Source organism: Streptomyces sp. CB02056 (assembly GCF_001905545.1).
GTDB lineage: Bacteria > Actinomycetota > Actinomycetes > Streptomycetales > Streptomycetaceae > Kitasatospora.
The window spans coordinates 650,623-668,025 of sequence record NZ_LIPD01000007.1; the positions used below are offsets into that span (position 1 = coordinate 650,623).

Below are 17,403 nucleotides of genomic sequence, written 5' to 3' on the forward strand. Positions count from 1 at the left end.
GACAATTTTAGGTCGTGTGACCTATATTTGTCTCCATGAGCACCGAACCCGTTTCCGGCGGCATCCCCGTGCACCCCACCTTCCCCTCCGACCGCCTCCGTCACAACCCCGACGGCCCCGTCCTGCTGGTCGGCGGCTACGGCACCGTCGGCACCGAACTCGCCCGGCTCGCCTCCCCCTCCTGGCCGCTGCTGCTCACCGGCCGCTCCGAGCAGCGCGGCGGCGCCCTCGCCGCCGAACTGGACGACGCCACCGCCCGCCGCTGGGACCTCGCCGACCCCGAGCCGTTCACCGCCGCCGTACGGGCGGTGGTCGGGGTGGTCAACGACCCGGACGACCGGGTGCTGCGGGCCGCCGTCCGCGCGGGCGTCCCGTACGTGGACGTCACCCGCTGGACCGCCCGGCTCCAGCGGGCCGCCACGCTCGCCGCCCTGCTGCGCCCGACCGCCCCGGTGCTGCTCTCCTCGGCCTGGATGGGCGGGGTGACCAGCCTGGTCGCCGCCGCCCTGGCGGACCGGCTGGGCGGGGCCGAGCGGATCGAGACCGCCATCCGCTGGGACCTCGCGGACCGGGCCGGCGCCGACTCGGTGGAGTTCATGGACCGCCTGGGGCTCGACTACGAGGTGATGCAGGACGGCCGACGCCGCTCCGTCGTGCCGCTCAGCCGCCCGCGGACCGTCCGGATCGGCGACGCCCCGACGCTGGTCGCCGGGATCGACACCCCCGAGCAGTTCACCCTCCCGCTCACCCTGGGCACCACCACCGCCGCCACCCGGATCGGCTTCAGCTCGCGCTCCTCCACCACCGCCCTGCTCGCGGCCCGGCACGCCGGCTTCTTCCGCTGGGGCCGCGGTGACCGCTGGGAGCCGGCCCGCCGCGCCCTGCTCTACTCCCCCGGCGAGGGCGGCACCGCCCTGCTGCGCACCGACGTCACCTCCGGCGGACGCACCCTCACCGCCACCGTCGAGGACCGGGCCGGCCAGGCCAGACTCACCGCCGTCGGCGCCCTGCTGGCGCTGCGCCGGGCGCTCGGCACGGACGGCGCCCCGCCGCCCGCCGGGGTGGCCTTCCCGGAGCAGACCCCGCGCCCCGGGCGGGTGCTGGAGGACCTGGCGGCCCTCGGCGTCACCGTCACGGTCACCGCGGCCGACGGCGCGCGCGGCACGGAGGCGGCGGCATGAGCAGCGTCCGGGGCCTGAGCGGCAAGGGTGCCCAGAAGCGGGAGCAACTGCTCGACACGGCGGAGGAGTTGCTGGTCACCACGGGCAGCGGCGAGCTGTCCATGCGGGCGGTGGCCGCCGCCGCGGGCGTCCGCCTCGGGCACCTCCAGCACTACTTCCCGACCCACGCCGAGCTGGTGGCCGCCGTGCTGGAGCGCGTCCTCGCCCGCTCGGTGGAACGGCTCGCGCCGCTGCTCGACCCGGGCCGCGACGAGGACGCCCTGCTCCGCGAACTGCTCGCCGAGCAGCAGGACGCGCGCCTGGTCCGCCTGTTCGCCGAACTGTGGGCGCTGGCCGCCCGCGACCCCTCGGTGGCCGCCGCCGTCCGGGCCTTCTACGACCGCTACCAGGAGCTGGTCGCCTGCTTCCTCGCCGAACGCCGCCCGGCCCTGACGGAGGAGGAACGGCGCTCCCGCGCCCGGGTGTTCGTCATGCTGATCGAGGGCGCCTCGCTCTTCCGCTCCGGCCTGGCCGGCACCGCGGACGCGGCGGCGGACGCCGAACTCCTGCGCACCGCCGGGGCGTTGCTGGGCCCGTAGGCCCTTTCAGGCCAGCCGGCGGCCGATGACGAGTTCCGGGCGGATACGGATGCGGACCGTGCCGCCCGGGTCGGCCGCCCTGGTGGCCGGGCGGACCTGGGCGCGGCCGAGGACGGTGACGAACCAGCCGGAGCCGTCCCGGCCGTCCACCTCGTCGGCCTCGAAGGCGATCACGGCGCCGTCCACCGCCCGGGCCAGTTCGGAGCCGGCCGGGGCCGAGAGCAGCACTCCGCCGGGGGCCAGCCGGAACGGCACCGGCAGGACGGCCGGGAGGGCGTCCACCGTGTAGACCACCCGGCCGACGTCGGCCCGGGCCAGCAGCTCCAGCGACCGCTTCCGGTCGAGTTCGCGCAGTTCCGGAAGGTCGGGACGGTCGGCCGGGACGGGGCGGTCGTGCGGGACAGGCCGGGGGGACGGGACGGGCCGGGGAGACGGGACGTGGTCGCGGTTCATGCGAGCGATGCTCGCCCGGGCCCGGGCCGGGCCGCGAGGGCCGATGGTCCCGGCGGGGCCCGGCGAGGGCCCCGCCCGGCGGGCCGTCGGCCCCGGGCCCCACGGCCCACGGCCCTGCCCGACGGGACCCGGAGGACCCGCCGGGCAGGGCCCGGGGTCAGTACCGGCCGGAGCGCAGCACGGAGGGCTGCGGGGCGGCGGAGGCCTGGCGCAGCTCGGTGGCGATCAGGGCCGCCTGCACCCGGCGCTCGACGCCGAGCTTGGCGAGCAGCCGCGAGACGTGGTTCTTGACGGTCTTCTCGGCGAGGTAGAGCCGCTCGCCGATCTGCCGGTTGGTCAGGCCCTCGCCGATGAGTTCGAGGACCTCCTGCTCGCGCACGGTCAGGCCCGGTCCGGTGGTGACCGGCTGGGCGGGCTCGGCGTCGCTGCGCAGGCGGTTCAGCAGGCGGGTCGCGGCGCCGGGGTCGAGCATCGAGCGCCCGGAGGCGACGGTGCGGACGGCGGCGACCAGGTCGGTCCCGCTGATCTGCTTGAGCACGTACCCGGCGGCGCCCGCCATCACGGCGTCCAGCAGTGCCTCCTCGTCGTCGAAGGAGGTCAGCATCAGGCAGGCCAGCCCGGGCATCCGCGAGCGCAGCTCACGGCAGACCGAGACGCCGTCGCCGTCGCCCAGCCGGACGTCCAGCACGGCCACGTCGGGCCGCAGGGCCGGCACCCGGACGAGCGCCTGCTCGGCCGTCGCCGCCTCGCCGACCACCTCCAGGTCCGGCTCGCCGTCCAGCAGGTCGTGCACCCCGCGGCGCACCACCTCGTGGTCGTCCAGCAGGAACACCCGGACCGGTGCCGAAGCCTCGGCACCCTCCGTCTTGGTCGCCATCACGCGGCTCCACCTTCGTCACCCCCGCACACTCCCAGCGGGGCCCAGGGCATCATCCCCCCGCGACCGGCCGCGGGCCCAGGGCCCAACGGCCCCATTCGGACCGGGCCGCAGGACCCGTACGGGCCCCGACCCCGACCGGGCCGGTCCGGGCGCCCTCAGCGCCCCTGCCGCCGGACGTTCCCCAGCCCCATCAGCAGGAAGGCGAGCGCGACGCCCGCGCCGCTGACCGCCGCGAGCACCACCCGGGGCACGACCTCGCCGCCGCCGGACAGCAGGATGGCCGCCGCTCCGAGCAGGGCGACGGCCGCACCGACCACCAGCCAGCCCGCCAGGGCCAGCGCCGGCGGCCGGTTGGAGCGCGGGGCGGGCCCCGCGTCCAGGGCGGCCCAGCGGACCGCCGTCTCCCGTACCTCCCGGCGGCGGTCCACCAGGGCCCGCACCCGCAGCGCCGCGCCGCCCACCAGTCCGGCGAGCGCGATCTGGGCGGCGGGCCGCCAGTCCGACAGGACGAGCAGCAGCCCGCCCGCGAGCGCGAGCCCGGCCCACCAGAGCACGCAGGCCGCGGCGGCCGTACGGGTGGAGCGGGGCCGGTCGGCGCCGGCCTGGAGGTCGGCGATGGCGGGCAGGTACCAGACACAGCCGCTCGCGGTGAGGGCGGCGGTGCCGATGGCGAGAACGGTGTGGTTCACGACCCGGCCTTCCTGGTCACGAAGGGGTTGGTGAGGAGGGTGAGGAGGGTGAGGAGCGGAGCGGACGGGGCCGTCCCCGCCCGCCCGGGGGCAGCGACGCGGGCGGGGACGGCGTTCGGGGGGAGCGGACTCAGCCGTCCGAGGAGGGCGAGTCGGTGGAGGCGGACGCCACCCGCGCCCGGTCGGCCCGGCTCAGCGGCCGGTCGTACTTCGCCGGCTCCACGTCGCCCAGGTGCGTGGCGGGCTTGCCGCTGTGCTCCAGGACGTCCCGGGCCGCGATGTCCGGGTGGTGGAGGTCGAAGGCCGGGGATTCGGAGCGGATCCGCGGCAGCTTGACGAAGTTGTGCCGCGGCGGGGGGCAGGAGGTCGCCCACTCCAGCGAGCGGCCCCAGCCCCACGGGTCGTCCTCGGTGACCTTCTCGCCGTACTTGGCGGTCTTCCAGACGTTGTAGAGGAACGGCAGGATCGACAGGCCGAGCAGGAACGAGCCGATGGTCGAGACGGTGTTCAGGGTGGTGAAGCCGTCCGAGGCCAGGTAGTCGGCGTAGCGGCGCGGCATGCCCTGGGCGCCCAGCCAGTGCTGGACCAGAAAGGTGGCGTGGAAGCCGACGGTCAGGGTCCAGAAGGTGATCCGGCCGAGCCGCTCGTCGAGCTTCTTGCCGGTCATCTTCGGCCACCAGAAGTGGAAGCCGGCGAACATCGCGTAGACCACGGTGCCGAACAGCGTGTAGTGGAAGTGCGCGACCACGAAGTACGAGTCGGAGACGTGGAAGTCGATCGGCGGGGCCGCGAGCAGCACGCCGGTCAGGCCGCCGAAGAGGAAGGTGACCAGGAAGCCGACCGTCCAGAGCATCGGGGTCTCGAAACTCAGTGAGCCCCTCCACATGGTGCCGACCCAGTTGAAGAACTTCACCCCGGTCGGGACGGCGATCAGGAAGGTCATGAAGGAGAAGAACGGCAGCAGGACCTGCCCGGTGACGTACATGTGGTGCGCCCACACCGTCACCGACAGGCCGGCGATCGCGATGGTGGCCGCGATCAGGCCGGAGTAGCCGAACATCGGCTTGCGACTGAAGACCGGGATGACCTCCGAGACGATGCCGAAGAACGGCAGCGCCAGGATGTACACCTCGGGATGGCCGAAGAACCAGAACAGGTGTTGCCAGAGCATCGCCCCGCCGTTGGCCGGGTCGAAGACGTGCGAGCCGAACTTGCGGTCGCACTCCAGCGCCAGCAGCGCGGCGGCCAGCACCGGGAAGACCAGCAGCACCAGCACCGAGGTCAGCAGCACGTTCCAGCAGAAGATGGACATCCGGAACATGGTCATTCCGGGCGCGCGCATGCAGATGATGGTGGTGATGAAGTTGACGGCGCCGAAGATGCTGCCGAAGCCGGACAGCGTCACGCCCATGATCCACATGTCGGCGCCGACGCCGGGCGAGTGGATCGCGTCGGACAGCGGCGCGTAGAGGAACCAGCCGAAGTCGGCGGCGCCCTGCGGGGTCGCGAAGCCGGCCGCGGCGATCAGCGAGCCGAACATGAACAGCCAGTAGGACAGCATGTTCAGCCGCGGGAAGGCGACGTCCGGCGCGCCGAGCTGGAGCGGCATGATCCAGTTGGCGAAGCCGGTGAACAGCGGCATCGCGAACAGCAGCAGCATCACCGAGCCGTGCATGGTGAACGCCTGGTTGAACTGCTCGTTGGAGAGGATCTGCGTTCCGGGCCGGGCGAGTTCGGCGCGCATGACCAGGGCGAGGATGCCGCCGATCAGGAAGAACGCGAACGAGGACACCAGGTACATGGTGCCGATCGTCTTGTGGTCGGTGGTGGTCAGCAGTCTGACCAGGGCCGAACCGGGCCTCCTGGCCCTGACCGCCCCTGCGGGGAGGGTCGTCGGCGGTGAGGTGGGGTCGCCCTGTGCCTGGGTGGCGCTCAAGGACGCACTCCTTCGGAACGTCGTGCGAATGGGTGGCGCTCCATGATCCGAACAGGCCGCCTCCGCACCCCAGGGCCCTTCGGCCCGCCCGTCCGGGGCCGCTGGGCCCGAGTTCCCGGCCCCCGACCGGGACCTCCCGACCGCGCGACCGGGACCTCCTGTCCGCTCGGCCACCGCCTGCCGTCCGCGCGTACGCCGCCTCCTGACCGGCCGTCGGGCCGCCGCCCGCGACCGCGCCGCCCGCTCGGGCCGCGCTCGCCGCGGCGCTGAGCCCCGGTCGAGAACCGCCGGAACGCGCCCCTCCCCACCGCCCCGCGCACCCGTCCGGCGGCGCCCCGCGCGCCGTCCGTCCGCCCGGCCCGGCCGCCCCCCGCCACCGGGCCCGACCTGCCGGAACGCCGTCCGTACAGCCGTACGAAACCCCCCGTCGATCCCGCCTTCCGGCACCCCGGTTGTGCGGCCGATGTGACCGAAGCCGGTCGATTCCGTGGCCTTCAGCGCCGATCGGCCGTCAAGTAGCCTGCGCCCACCACCGCACGGCCCCCACCACCTGCTACACCGCCGCACTGCCGCCGCCCACGCCCCGGAGGTACGCCGATGCCCCTGGCCCAGCCCGCCACCCCCACCCGGCTGCGCTTCGCCGTCCTCGGCCCGCTCACCGGCGAGGCCGGCGGCCGCCCGCTGGCCCTCGGCCCGCTGAAGCAGCGGCTGGTCCTGGCCGTCCTGCTGAGCCGCGCCAACACCGCCGTCCCGGTCGACCTGCTCACCGACGCGGTCTGGCCCGAGGAGCCGCCGCGCACCGCCCGGAAGAACCTCCAGGTCTACATCTGCACCCTGCGCACCCTGCTCGGCCGCGAGGAGGGGCCCGACCGGCTGTCGCACTCGGCCGCCGGCTACCTGCTGCGGGTCGCCGAGCCCGAGCTGGACCTGCTCCGGTTCCGGGCCCTCGCCCGGGCCGGCCGGGCCGCCGCCGACGGCGGTGCGCTCGCCCCCGCCGCCCGGCTGCTGCGCCAGGCCCTCGACCTCTGGCAGGGCCCGCCGCTCGCCGACCTGCGCCGCTCCCCCGCCGTCGCGGCGGAGGCCGACCGACTGGAGGCCCGCTGCCTGGGCGTCCACGAGGACTGGGCGGAGACCGAGTTGGAGCTCGGCAACGCCGGCGCCGTCGCCGAGGACCTGGCCGAACTCGCCGAGCGCCACCCGCTGCGCGAACGCCTCCAGGCCGCCCGGATGAACGCCCTCCACCTCTCCGGCCGACAGGCCGAGGCGCTCGCCGTCTACGACACCCACCGCCAGCTGCTCGCGCGGGAGTTGGGCCTGGAGCCGAGCCCCGCGCTGACCGCCCGCTACCGCGAACTGCTCGCCCGTGGCCGCTCCCTGCCCACCGCCGCCCGCCCGGACCGCGGCACCGGCCCGGGCGGCTCCCTGCTGCCCGCCGACACCGCCGACTTCACCGGAAGGACCGACGAACTACGCCAGCTCGTCGACGAGTTGGGCTCCGGCGGCGGACGTGTCGCGGTGCTCACCGGCCCGGCCGGCAGCGGCAAGACCGCGCTCGCCGTACACGCCGGCCACCTGCTCGCCGACCGCTTCCCGGACGGCCGGGTACTGGTCCGGCTGCGCACCGAGGACGGCGCCGCCCGCCCGCTGCCCGAGGTGCTCGCCGAACTCGCCGCCCTCACCGGCCGCCCGGGCGCCGCACCGGCCGACACCGCCCGGGCCGCCGCGCTCTGGCGTGCCTCGCTCGCCGGCCGCCGGCTGCTGCTGGTCCTGGACGACGCCCCCGGCGAGGCCGTGGTCCGCGAGCTGCTGCCGGGCTTCGGCCCGAGCGCCGTCCTGGTCACCTCCCGCGGCCAGCTGGCCGGCCTCGCCTCGGTGCGCCGCATCGCCGTCCCGCCGCTCGCCCCCGCCGAGGCCCTGGACCTGCTCGGCCGCATCGTCGGCACCGGCCGCACCGGCGCCGACCGCGCCGCCGCCGCCCGGATCGCGGCCGCCTGCGGGCTGCTGCCGCTCGCCGTACGGGTCGCGGGCACCCGGCTGGCCGTACTGCGCCACCTCCCGCTGGCCGAGTACGCGGCCCGGCTGGAGGACCCGGCGGGCGCCCTGGACGAACTGGTCGCCGGAGACGTCACCGTCCGGGCCCGGCTGGACTCCGGCTGGCGCGACCTCACCGACCAGGGCCGGCTCGCCCTCGCCCGGCTCGCCGCCCTGCCGCTCGCCCTGCTCTTCACCCTCCCGGAGGCCGCCGCCGCCCTCGGCCGGCCCGAACGGCTCGCCCTGCGCACCCTGGAGGCGCTCACCGACACCGGGGCGGTCACCTCCCCCACCGGCGAGGTCACCGCCCACGCCGCGCTGTACGCCCTGCCCCGGCTCACCCATCTGCACGCCCGGGAGCGGGCGGTGCGGACCGCCGTCGGGGCACCGGAGACCGTCGGGGCACCGCAGACCACCGTCGCGGCGCCCGCGCGGTCCCCGGAACCCGTGTGACAGCCCCAGGAGCCGCTCACCCCAGGGTCAGCAGGTCCAGCACGTCCGCCCGCTCCGCCCCGCGCCCCTCCGTCAGCCCGGACAGCGCCAGCAGCACCCCGGCCGCCCCCGTGTGCAGGTCCGCCGAGAAGCGCCGCAGCCGCATCCCCGGCACCAGCAGCCCCTCCGGCCGGGCCACCAGGTGCCACTGGAGCCTGCCCACCTGGCCGAGCACCGCCTCCCGGGCCGGCGCCCCGCCCAGCCGGTCCAGCGCCAGCGTCAGCCCGACCCGGCCCCGGAACAGCCCCGGCTCCCGGATGAACCCGGGCGCGCAGACCTTCCGCACATCGGCCAGGAAGGCCTCCCCGCGCGGCAGTTCGCCGTGCTCCAGGTACTCGCGCAGCACCAGTGCGATCCCGCTGCTGCCCCGGTCCAGGTAGGCCAGCCTGCGCCCGGACTCCAGCACCTGCGCGGACCCGTCGGGCACCCGGACGCACCGCGCCACCGCCCGCTCCAGCGCCACCCTCCCGGAGTCCAGCAGCCACCGCTCCCCGGTCCGCCGGTACAGCCGCAGCTGGAGCAGCGCGACGCCCGCCAGCCCGTACAGCAGCCCGGCGGCCTCGGGCTCGTCCAGCCCGGGCACCGGCGCGCCGCCCAGCACCGCGGCCAACTCCCGTGCGTCGTCCAGCGCGTGGGCCAGATCCCGGGGGCTGTCCAGCGCGTCCGCCAGCCGCAGCCGGGCCAGCGCCGCGCCGGCCCGGCCGCCGAACAGGCCCGCCGCGCGCGCCGGGAGGGCCGTACGGGCGCGCCCGGCCAGCTCCTCGGCCGCCTCCGTCCGGCCGATCCGGGCCAGCGCCAGCGCGATGCCGAGCGGGCCGTCGTACAGCCCGCCGGCGGCCGGGCGGTCGGCCCGCCGGCGCACCGCCGCGACCAGCCAGTCCGCGTACTCCTGCGGCCAGTCGGCCCCGGCGCGGTGCAGCGCGTACAGCACCCCGGCCGCGCCGTGCGACACGCCCGTCCCGCCGTCGGCGAAGCCGGCCACGTCCCCGGGGAAGAGCCGGTCCGGGCGGTCCGGGGTGGCGCCCGCGTGGATGCCCGCGACCAGCTCCCGGCACACCGGGTCGAGCGAGGGCCCGGCCAGCAGCTCCCGGCCGCGCCGCTCGCTCGCCGACTCCACCCGCGCCACCGCCGCGGGCCGCACCGGCCCCTCCTCCGGCCCCAGTCCGAACCACTCCCGCGCCCGCCGTTCCAGCGCCGGGAGCTTGCCCGGGTCGCAGTCGGCGAGCTCCATCACCGGCATCAGCAGCATCAGCCAGGTGGCCCACAGCAGGTAGCGGTCGGCCTCGGCGCCGCCCAGCCCGGGCGGGACGTGCTGCCCGGCGGCGCCGGCCGTCGGCACCCGCCGGTCGTCCAGCTCGGCCGCGTACTCGAAGTCCACCAGCACCACCGACCCGTCCGGCCGGAGCACCACGTTGGCCGGGTGGAGGTCCCCGAACCGCACGCCCCGCGCGTGCAGGGCGCCGAGCGCCTCCGCCAGCCCGTCCACCACCCCGCCCACCCACCGCGCGTACGCGGCGCGCTGCTCGGCGGTGCAGTTCTGGTGCACCAACGGGTAGCGCCGGATCGCCTCGGCGAACAGCTGGACGCCCTCGATGTGCTCCTGCACCAGGAAGGTGTGCTCCCACACCGTGCGCACCTCGTGCAGCCGGGGCACGCACGCCAGCCCGGCCAGCCGCTCCAGCGCCCACCGCTCGCGCCGCAGCCGGGTCAGGGCGTCCGCCCCGGTGCCGTCCAGCCCGGCGTACGGGCGGGCCTCGCGCAGCACCACCCGCTCGCCCGTGCCGTGCTTCTCGGCCAGGTAGATCCCGCCCGCGTTGGAGACCTGGAGCACCTCGACGATCCGGTACGGCAGGTCCCCGCCGGCCGCCTCCCGGGCGGCCAGGTGCGGGCGCAGCGCCGCCGGCGGCTCGACCCACGCGGGGAGCCGGAAGGCCGGCTCGCGCGGGTCCGGCACCAGCGCGCCGGACGGGTCCCGCAGGGCCGGGACGGTCCTGCCCTCCGCGTCCCGGCACCACAGCTCGACGAAGGCCCCGTAGCGGGCGTACACCGGGGCGTCGCCGATCCGCAGGTCGGTGAGCACGTACGGCCCGGGGAAACCGTCCAGCGCCTCGGCCAACTCCTCGGCCAGGGAGAGAAATTCGGCGTCCGTGGCCGGGTAGACGGTGACGAACTTGCCGCTGCCGCCGCGCCCCGCGTACTTGCCGTTGGCCACCCGCAGCGCCGCCGGGCTGCGCAGGAACTTGAACGCCACCCGGCGGGCGGTGCAGATCCCCGCGACGACGGCCAGCGTCCGCTCGGCGCCGTCCTGCGCCGCCGACACGTGCAGCTTCCAGCCCTGCTCGGGCAGGTGGCCGCCGTCGGGCCGCAGCACCGTCCACAGCCCGCGCTGCTCCCGCCGCCAGCCCTCGGGCGGCTCGCCGAGGCCCAGCGGGTAGCGGCTGTCCCCGTCCCGCAGCCGTCCGGGGGTGTCGTAGTACGTCGGGTCGGCGAGGCAGTAGAGCTGGGTCTCGTGGACGTCGGCCATCGTGGGCCTCCTGTTCCGAAGTCTTCCGGGGTCGTCCGGGAGCGGGCGGCGCCTCGGTGGGCGGTGCGTCGGCGGGCGGTGCGTCAGACGGCGGGGCTGAGCACCGGTCCGCGCCGCACCGGCGGCGCCCAGGTGACCACGGCCGCGCAGAGCGCGATGGCGAGGGCCAGCAGGGCGAAGGTCCGGGTGCCGCCGAGCGAGCCGAGCAGGACGCCGCCGACCAGCGGGCCGAACGGCTGGACCAGGGTGGACAGGAAACCGGCCGCGCTGTGCACCCGGCCGATCCGGTCGGGCGGCGCGGCGGTCAGCATGCCGGAGACGAAGCCGATGCTGGCGACGGTGGACAGGCACATGCAGACGGCGCAGAGCAGCCCGATCACCAGCGGGGCCCTGGTCAGCACCAGCACCCCGGCGGTGAGCGCGCAGGCCCAGCAGGCGAGCGCGACCAGGCTGCCGTCGCGGGCCCGGGCGGCGACCCTCGGGGCGAGCAGCGCCCCGGCCAGGGCGCCGGCCGCGGTGCAGGAGACGACGGTGCCGCCGCCGAGGCCGGAGCGGCCGCCGTCGGAGGCGACGGCCAGGGTGGTGAACATCAGCGCGCTGAACGCGAAGTTCATCCCGAGGCCGAAGACCAGCAGCAGGGTGCGCAGGTAGGGCCGGTGCCAGACGAAGGCCAGTCCGGCGGTCAGTTCGGCCCGGCTGAACGCCGGTCCGCCCGTCGTGGCGGGCTTCGCGCGGGTCCGGATCAGCGCCACGCAGACGGTGGACAGCAGCAGGCCGACGCCCTCGGCGAGGAACGGCAGCACCGGGTGCCAGGCGAACAGCGCACCGCCGCCGAGCGGTCCGGCCAGCCGGGCGGCGGCGCCGCGCGCCTGCATCCGGGAGGAGGCCTCGCGGGCCTGCCCGGTGGGCACCACCGCGCGCAGCAGGGCGCCGGCGGCCGGCCCGTAGACGCTGGAGATCAGCGCCCCGGCGGCGGCGACCAGCAGGACCAGCGGCAGCGGGGTGTGCCCGCGCAGCACCGCGACGACCAGGGCGGCGACCGCGAGCAGGCTGAGGACGTCGCAGATCCGCATCAGCCGGCGCCGCTCGATCCGGTCGGCGAGCACCCCGCCGGGCAGCGTGGTGATCAGCAGCGCGCCGACCGAGACGGTGCCGATGGCGCCCGCCCGGGCCGCCGACCCGGTCTCCCGCAGGACCAGCAACGGCAGGGCGATCGAGGCGAGTTGGGAGCCGAGGGAGGCCAGCAGGCCGCCGGCCCAGAGCAGCCGGAAGTCCCGGTTGCGGGAGAGCGGGGTGGGGTCCATGGCCGTCCTCCGTGGTCGGCGGGGCACCCGGGGGTGCGGATCGGGCCGGGGCGGCCCCGTCTCGGCGGGACCGCCCCGGAAGCCTTGCGGTGACCGATTGCCGGTGACCGGTGACCAGTGACCAGTGACCGGGAACCAGCGGCCGGTGACCGGGTGTCGGCGGCCGGGGGCGGCGGTGCGTCCGCCCCCGCGCACGGCCCGGTGTCCGGGCTCCGGTCAGACCGTGGTCTCGGCGCCGTGGACGTAGCTGATCAGGCTGAAGCAGAGGCCGTCCGAGGACTCGCTCAGGACCTTCATCGCCTGGAGGTCCAGGATGTTGGCGACGTGCGCCTCGACCTCCGGGGTCTCCTCGCCGCTCTCGCCGACGTTCTGCTGCTCCATGTTCTCGGCCATGGTCGAACTCCCTTCCGCACGGGGGTGGTTACGGCTCCGGCGGGCGGCTGCCCGCCGTTGCCGACCACCGTGGCCCGAGCCGCCTGCGCCCGGCTTCGGGGCCGGTTGGAAACCGGTATGGCCGCAGGTCGGAGCGGCCGCGCCGGCCCGCCGGGCCCCGGGTGGGCCCGCCCGGGAGGCTGCCGCACCCCGTCCCACCTGCGGCCATACCGTCCACCAGGCGTTCCCGAACCGGGCCCGAAGCCGCGCCCGCGACCCTGGCCCGGAACGCTCGCGCCCCCGTACCACCGCCCCGCCGCGCACGCCCCGCACCACCGGCCGGCCCGCACCACCGGGCCGCGCCAACCGCCCCGCCGCGCACACCCGTTCCGCTTCGCCGCGCACGCCCCGCACCGCGAAGGACGACCGAAGGACGGCCACCATGCCCTGCCCACTCTGCGCCCAACTCGTCGGCACCAACGACCAGTTCTGCCCCTCCTGCGGCACCCCCCGGGCCGCCGCCCTCGACCTGGCCGCCGAGGAGCGCAAGCTGGTCACGGTGGTCTTCTGCGACCTGGTCGACTCCACCGCCCTGTCCGGCGCGCTCGACCCGGAGACCCTGCGCGAGGTGGTCCTGCGCTACTTCGAGCGGATGCACCACCGGATCGAGGCGCACGGCGGCACCCTGGAGAAGTTCATCGGGGACGCCGTGATGGCCGTCTTCGGCGTCCCGGTGATCCGCGAGGACGACGCCCACCGGGCGCTGGCCGCCGCGCTCGCCATGCTGGAGGACGTGGAGGACCTCAACACCGAGCTTGACGCCACCCTCGGCGTCCGCCTGGACGTCCGGATCGGTGTCAACACCGGCCAGGTGGTGGCGGGTTCGGACGCCTCGGCGCGCCAGGCGCTGATCTCCGGCGAGACCGTGAACATCGCCGCCCGGCTGCAGACCCGGGCCGCCCCCGGCCAGGTGCTGATCGGCCCGCAGACGCTGCGCGCGGCCGGCCCGGCCGCCCAGGTGGACGAGGTCGGCCCGCTGCACCTCAAGGGCAAGGCCGAGCCGGTCACCGCCTACCGCCTGGTCGGCCTGGACGAGGACGACCCGGAGCTGCTGCGCCGCTTCGACGTCCCGCTGGTCGGCCGGGAGCGCGAACTGGCCCTGCTGGACGCCGCGTTGGCCCGGGTGGCGGGCGGCCAGGGGGCCGAGCTGCTGCTGGTGGCCGGCGAGGCGGGCATCGGCAAGACCCGGCTGGTGCGCGACTGGCGCGAGCGGGTCGGCCGGCGCACCGCGCGCTGCGGCACCGCCCGCTGCCGCAGCTTCGGCGGGCAGGGCGTGCTGGCGCCGCTCGCCGAGGCGGTCCGGACCCTGCTGGACGAGCCCGAGGGCGCCGCCCCCGCCGAGGCGCTGGCCCGGCTGGACGAGGCGACGGCGCCGGGCATCGACGCCGGCCGCTCGCTGGAGCTGCTGGCCGCGATCCTGCGCGGCCGCACCGTCGAGCGCCCGGCCGTCCTGGTCCTGGACGACTGCCAGTGGGCCGGCCCGGTGCTGCTGGACGCCGTCGAGCGGCTGGCCGCCGAACTCGGCGCGGCCCCCGTGCTGCTGCTCTGCCTGACCCGCCCCGAGCTCCCGGCCGCCCGCCCGGAGCTGCCGACGCTGCCGGTCGGCGGCCTGTCCTGGGACGAATCCGCCCTGCTGGCCGCCCAGTTGACCGAGCTGAGCGCCCACCAGGACGCGGTGCCCACCCGGCTGCTGGAGCGCGCCGAGGGCAACCCGCTGCACCTGGAGGAGCTGCTGGCCGCCCTCACCGAGACCGAGGGCCCCGCACTGACCGACGAACTGCCGCCCACCGGAAGGGCGTTGCTCAGCGCCCAGATCGACGGGCTGGAGCGCGACGAGCGCGCCACCCTCGACCTCGCCGCCGTCCTCGGCCGCGCCTTCACCGCCGCCGAACTCGCCGAACTCGCCCACGGCGGCAGCGACCAGGACGCCTTCGCCGACCCGCAGGACGACGTCTTCACCGGCCCGATCGACGGCCTGCCGGCCGGCCCGTCCACCTGGATCGACGACACCCCGCCGCGGCTGCACGCCGCGCTGGCCCGGCTGGCCGAGCTGCGGCTGGTCGAACCGACCGGCACCGGCTACCGGTTCAGCAGCGGCCTGGTCCAGGAGTCGGTCTACCAGTCCATGTCCAAGCGGGCCCGCGCCGAGCGCCACGAGCGCGCCGCCGACCTGCCGGCCGTCCGCTCCACCGGGGACGCCGCCGTCGGCGGCCACCTGGAGCGCGCCCACCGCTACCGGCTGGAACTCGGCCTGCTGGACACCCGCACCGACGTGCTGCGCACCCGCGCGGCCACCGCCCTCGGCACCGCCGGGGCCGGTGCGCTGGCCCGCGCCGACCTGCCCGCCGCCACCGACCTGCTGGAGCGCGCGGTGCGGCTGCACTACCCGGGCGAGCGCGCCACCGGCCCGGTGCTGCGCCGCCTCGGCGAGGCCCGCCTGGCGCTCGGCCGCGCCGAGGAGGCGCTGCCCGTCCTCGCCCAGGTGCGGGACGCGGCCGCCGACCCGCTGGACGCCGCACACGCCCGGCTCGCGCTGGCCGCCCGCGGCCTGCCGCCCGGCCAGGACCAGCCCGCCGCGACCGCCCGCGCCGTGCTGCCGCTGTTCACCGACACCGGGGACGACCTCGGCCAGGCCCGGGCCGGGCTGCGGCTGGCCGAGGAGCACCTGCTGGCCGGCCGCCACACCGAGGCCGAGCAGCTGCTGGACCGGGCGCTCGGCCAGGTCTCCCGCACCGACGCCGAGCTGGACCGGGCCGCCGTGCTGGCCGCGCTGGCCGCCTCGCTGCTGGCCGGCCCCGAGCCCGTCCCGAACGCGACCTTCCGGCTGCGCGCCCTGCTCGCCGAGCACGGCACCGGCCGGCGGACCGTCCGGGTCGCGCTGAACGGCCCGCTGGCCGTCCTGCTGGCGCTGCGCGACCGCCCCGAGGAGGCCGAGCTGCTGCTCGCCGAGGCCAACGGCCTGGCCGGGGAGCTGTCGCTGGCCGAGGCGATGATCGCGCTGCCCGCGCTGACCGCCCAGGCGGCGGCCGCGCTCGGGCAGGGCGGCCAGGCGCTGGACCTGCTCGCCGACGCCGCCGAGATCGCCCGCCACCAGGGCAGCGCCGCCCCGCTGCCGCGCCTCGCCCTGACCACCGCCCGGGTCCTGCTGGACACCGACCGTCCGGCCCAGGCCGCCCGGCACCTGGACGGCGCGGACGCCGTCGCCGCGCTGCCGCCGGTGCTCGCGATCGAGCTGGACGCGCTGCGCGGCCGGCTCGCCGCCGCCCGTGGCGAGGCCGCGCCGGCGCTGGACCTGACCGCCGCCGCCCTGTCCGCCGCCGAGGCCACCGAGTCGCTGCTGCTCCAGGCGCTGACCGCGCTCGACCGGGCGCACGCCCTGCTGCTGCTCGACCGCCCCGCCGAGGCCGCGGCGGCCGCCGCCACCGCCCGGGACCGGTTCGCCGCCAAGGGCCACCTGCCGGGCGTTCGGCGCGCCGAGCGGCTCGGGGGCACCCGGTGAGCGGCCCGGCCGGCCTCACCTGGAGCCTGCGCGACCGCACCCCCGCCGACCTCCCGGTGCTCGCCGACGCCGTCGCCACCGACGCCGGGGCATCCGTCGGCGAGGGCACCGGCAAGGGCGTCCGGGTCTGCGTGGTCGACTCCGGGATCGAGCCCGACCACCCGCTGGTCGGGCCGGTGCAGGGCTCCTGGGCGGTGGTCAAGGACCCGGTCACCCGGGAGCTGACCGTCCGCCCCGACAGCGCCGGCGACACCTGCGGGCACGGCACCGCCTGCGCGGGCATCATCCGCCGCACCGCCCCGGACTGCGAGCTCTACAGCGTCCGGGTCCTCGGCGAGCGCTTCACCGGCACCGGCGACATGCTGATCGCCGGGCTGCGCTGGGCCGTCGGGCAGGGCTTCGACGTGGTCAACCTCAGCCTCTCCACCACCCGGACCCGCTTCCTGGAGCAGCTGCACGCGATCGCCGACGACGCCTTCTTCGCCCGCACCGCGATCGTCGCCTCCGCCCACAACACCCCGGTGGAGAGCTACCCGTGGCGCTTCTCCTCGGTCATCTCGGTGGGCAGCCACCAGGAGGAGGACCCGGAGCTGCACCTGTACAACCCGGCGCCGCCGGTGGAGTTCTTCGCCCCCGGCCAGAACGTCCGGGTGCCCTGGCTCGGCGGCGCCACCATCCGCACCACCGGCAACAGCTTCGCGACCCCGTACGTGGCCGGGCTCTGCGCCCGCATCCTGTCCCGGCGGCCGAGGCTGACCACCTTCCAGCTGAAGAGCGCGCTCTACCTCACCGCGGCCAACGTCCAGGTCCCTTCCACCCCCACCCCGGAGGCGCCCGATGACCCTCAGCACTGACCCCGCCGTCGACCCGCTGGCCCGCGAGCTGCTCCAGTCCGTGGTGGACGTCGCCCGGGCGATCTTCGGCGCCCAGGCCGGCTCGGTGTGCCTGCTCGACGAGGCGGCCGGGGAGCTGGTCTTCCAGGCCGTCTCCGGCCGGGGCGAGGAGTCGCTGGTGGGCCGCCGCTTCCCGGCCGGCCGGGGGATCGCCGGCTGGGTGGCCGCCTCGGGCGAGCCGATGGTGGTGGACGACCTGGGCGCCAACCGCACCTTCGACCGGGACTTCGCCGAGTCCACCGCGTACGTCCCGACCGCCCTGATGGCCGCCCCGCTCACCCACGGCAGCCGGGTGCTCGGCGTCCTGGAGGTGCTGGACCCGGCCCCGCAGGCCCGCGCCAGCCTGCCCGAGCTGGACCTGCTGGCCATGTTCGCCCGCCAGGCCGCCGCCGCCCTGCGGGTGATCGCCGAGCGCTCCCCCGCCCCGGAGCCGGCCCCCGACCGGGCCGCCGCCCTCGGCCTGCTCGCCGACCTGGAGGAGCTGCTGCGCCGTCAGCCCTGACCGCGAACG

12 protein-coding genes and 1 pseudogene are annotated in these 17,403 nt (G+C 76.8%); 6 read left to right on the top strand and 7 right to left on the bottom strand.

The genetic code is table 11. The features are described from left to right. Positions 1-35: 35 nt before the first annotated feature. Positions 36-1,181 carry a saccharopine dehydrogenase gene (locus AMK13_RS21755; protein WP_074003714.1) on the top strand — a complete coding sequence of 382 codons (1,146 nt, stop codon included), beginning with the start codon at positions 36-38 and terminating at the stop codon, positions 1,179-1,181. Then, complete coding sequence (locus tag AMK13_RS21760) at positions 1,178-1,759, top strand: TetR/AcrR family transcriptional regulator (RefSeq protein WP_074003715.1); 582 nt, start codon at positions 1,178-1,180, stop codon at positions 1,757-1,759. The genes AMK13_RS21755 and AMK13_RS21760 overlap by 4 nt, the downstream gene beginning before the upstream one ends. A gap of 6 nt (positions 1,760-1,765) precedes the next feature. Here AMK13_RS21760 and AMK13_RS21765 read toward each other — a convergent pair whose 3' ends face one another. The 4 genes from AMK13_RS21765 to ctaD form a co-directional block, all read right to left on the bottom strand. Next, the gene (locus AMK13_RS21765; RefSeq protein ID WP_079272336.1) at positions 1,766-2,212 is read right to left on the bottom strand and encodes a pyridoxamine 5'-phosphate oxidase family protein; all 447 of its coding nucleotides are present in this window, start codon (positions 2,210-2,212) and stop codon (positions 1,766-1,768) included. 157 nt (positions 2,213-2,369) lie between these two features. Further along, entirely contained in the window at positions 2,370-3,089 is a 720-nt protein-coding gene (locus AMK13_RS21770; protein ID WP_074003716.1) for a response regulator, read from the bottom strand. 158 nt (positions 3,090-3,247) lie between these two features. Beyond that, positions 3,248-3,781: a hypothetical protein gene (locus AMK13_RS21775; RefSeq protein ID WP_074003717.1), complete on the bottom strand. Its 534-nt coding sequence runs from the start codon at positions 3,779-3,781 to the stop codon at positions 3,248-3,250. 130 nt (positions 3,782-3,911) lie between these two features. Continuing rightward, complete coding sequence (ctaD, locus tag AMK13_RS21780; RefSeq protein ID WP_079272337.1) at positions 3,912-5,717, bottom strand: aa3-type cytochrome oxidase subunit I; 1,806 nt, start codon at positions 5,715-5,717, stop codon at positions 3,912-3,914. A 597-nt stretch (positions 5,718-6,314) separates the two neighbouring features. On the opposite strand from ctaD, the gene AMK13_RS21785 reads away from it, so the two are divergent. Beyond that, positions 6,315-8,201 carry an AfsR/SARP family transcriptional regulator gene (locus AMK13_RS21785; RefSeq protein WP_074003718.1) on the top strand — a complete coding sequence of 629 codons (1,887 nt, stop codon included), beginning with the start codon at positions 6,315-6,317 and terminating at the stop codon, positions 8,199-8,201. A gap of 16 nt (positions 8,202-8,217) precedes the next feature. Here the strand turns inward: AMK13_RS21785 and lanKC are convergent, their stop codons facing one another. From lanKC to AMK13_RS43640, 3 genes and pseudogenes are all read right to left on the bottom strand, one after another. Beyond that, positions 8,218-10,764, bottom strand: coding sequence for a class III lanthionine synthetase LanKC (lanKC, locus tag AMK13_RS21790; protein ID WP_074003719.1), 2,547 nt, complete (start codon positions 10,762-10,764; stop codon positions 8,218-8,220). 34 nt (positions 10,765-10,798) lie between these two features. After that, a pseudogene (locus AMK13_RS21795) lies at positions 10,799-12,068 on the bottom strand (MFS transporter); the annotation flags it as partial. 216 nt (positions 12,069-12,284) lie between these two features. Beyond that, positions 12,285-12,461 carry a hypothetical protein gene (locus AMK13_RS43640; protein ID WP_158077737.1) on the bottom strand — a complete coding sequence of 59 codons (177 nt, stop codon included), beginning with the start codon at positions 12,459-12,461 and terminating at the stop codon, positions 12,285-12,287. A 421-nt stretch (positions 12,462-12,882) separates the two neighbouring features. Here AMK13_RS43640 and AMK13_RS21800 point away from each other — a divergent pair, with 421 nt between their 5' ends. From AMK13_RS21800 to AMK13_RS21810, 3 genes are read left to right on the top strand one after another with little or no spacing between them, the layout of a single operon-like run. Beyond that, positions 12,883-15,999 (top strand): adenylate/guanylate cyclase domain-containing protein, encoded by a 3,117-nt coding sequence (locus AMK13_RS21800; protein ID WP_074003721.1) that lies wholly within the window; start codon positions 12,883-12,885, stop codon positions 15,997-15,999. After that, on the top strand, positions 15,996-16,853 hold the full coding sequence (locus AMK13_RS21805; RefSeq protein ID WP_074003722.1) for a S8 family peptidase: 858 nt from the start codon (positions 15,996-15,998) through the stop codon (positions 16,851-16,853). Before AMK13_RS21800 ends, AMK13_RS21805 begins: the two co-directional genes overlap by 4 nt. Further along, complete coding sequence (locus AMK13_RS21810; RefSeq protein ID WP_049661076.1) at positions 16,837-17,394, top strand: GAF domain-containing protein; 558 nt, start codon at positions 16,837-16,839, stop codon at positions 17,392-17,394. The genes AMK13_RS21805 and AMK13_RS21810 overlap by 17 nt, the downstream gene beginning before the upstream one ends. Positions 17,395-17,403 lie beyond the last annotated feature (9 nt).

What these genes read in the sequence shown, in the direction of transcription:
- AMK13_RS21810 (WP_049661076.1), top strand. Translation starts at nt 16,837, where the DNA reads ATGACCCTCAGCACTGACCCCGCCGTCGACCCGCTGGCCCGCGAGCTG.
- AMK13_RS21800 (WP_074003721.1), top strand. Translation starts at nt 12,883, where the DNA reads ATGCCCTGCCCACTCTGCGCCCAACTCGTCGGCACCAACGACCAGTTC.
- AMK13_RS21770 (WP_074003716.1), bottom strand. Translation starts at nt 3,089, where the DNA reads ATGGCGACCAAGACGGAGGGTGCCGAGGCTTCGGCACCGGTCCGGGTG.
- AMK13_RS21755 (WP_074003714.1), top strand. Translation starts at nt 36, where the DNA reads ATGAGCACCGAACCCGTTTCCGGCGGCATCCCCGTGCACCCCACCTTC.
- lanKC (WP_074003719.1), bottom strand. Translation starts at nt 10,764, where the DNA reads ATGGCCGACGTCCACGAGACCCAGCTCTACTGCCTCGCCGACCCGACG.
- AMK13_RS21765 (WP_079272336.1), bottom strand. Translation starts at nt 2,212, where the DNA reads ATGAACCGCGACCACGTCCCGTCTCCCCGGCCCGTCCCGTCCCCCCGG.
- AMK13_RS43640 (WP_158077737.1), bottom strand. Translation starts at nt 12,461, where the DNA reads ATGGCCGAGAACATGGAGCAGCAGAACGTCGGCGAGAGCGGCGAGGAG.
- AMK13_RS21785 (WP_074003718.1), top strand. Translation starts at nt 6,315, where the DNA reads ATGCCCCTGGCCCAGCCCGCCACCCCCACCCGGCTGCGCTTCGCCGTC.
- AMK13_RS21760 (WP_074003715.1), top strand. Translation starts at nt 1,178, where the DNA reads ATGAGCAGCGTCCGGGGCCTGAGCGGCAAGGGTGCCCAGAAGCGGGAG.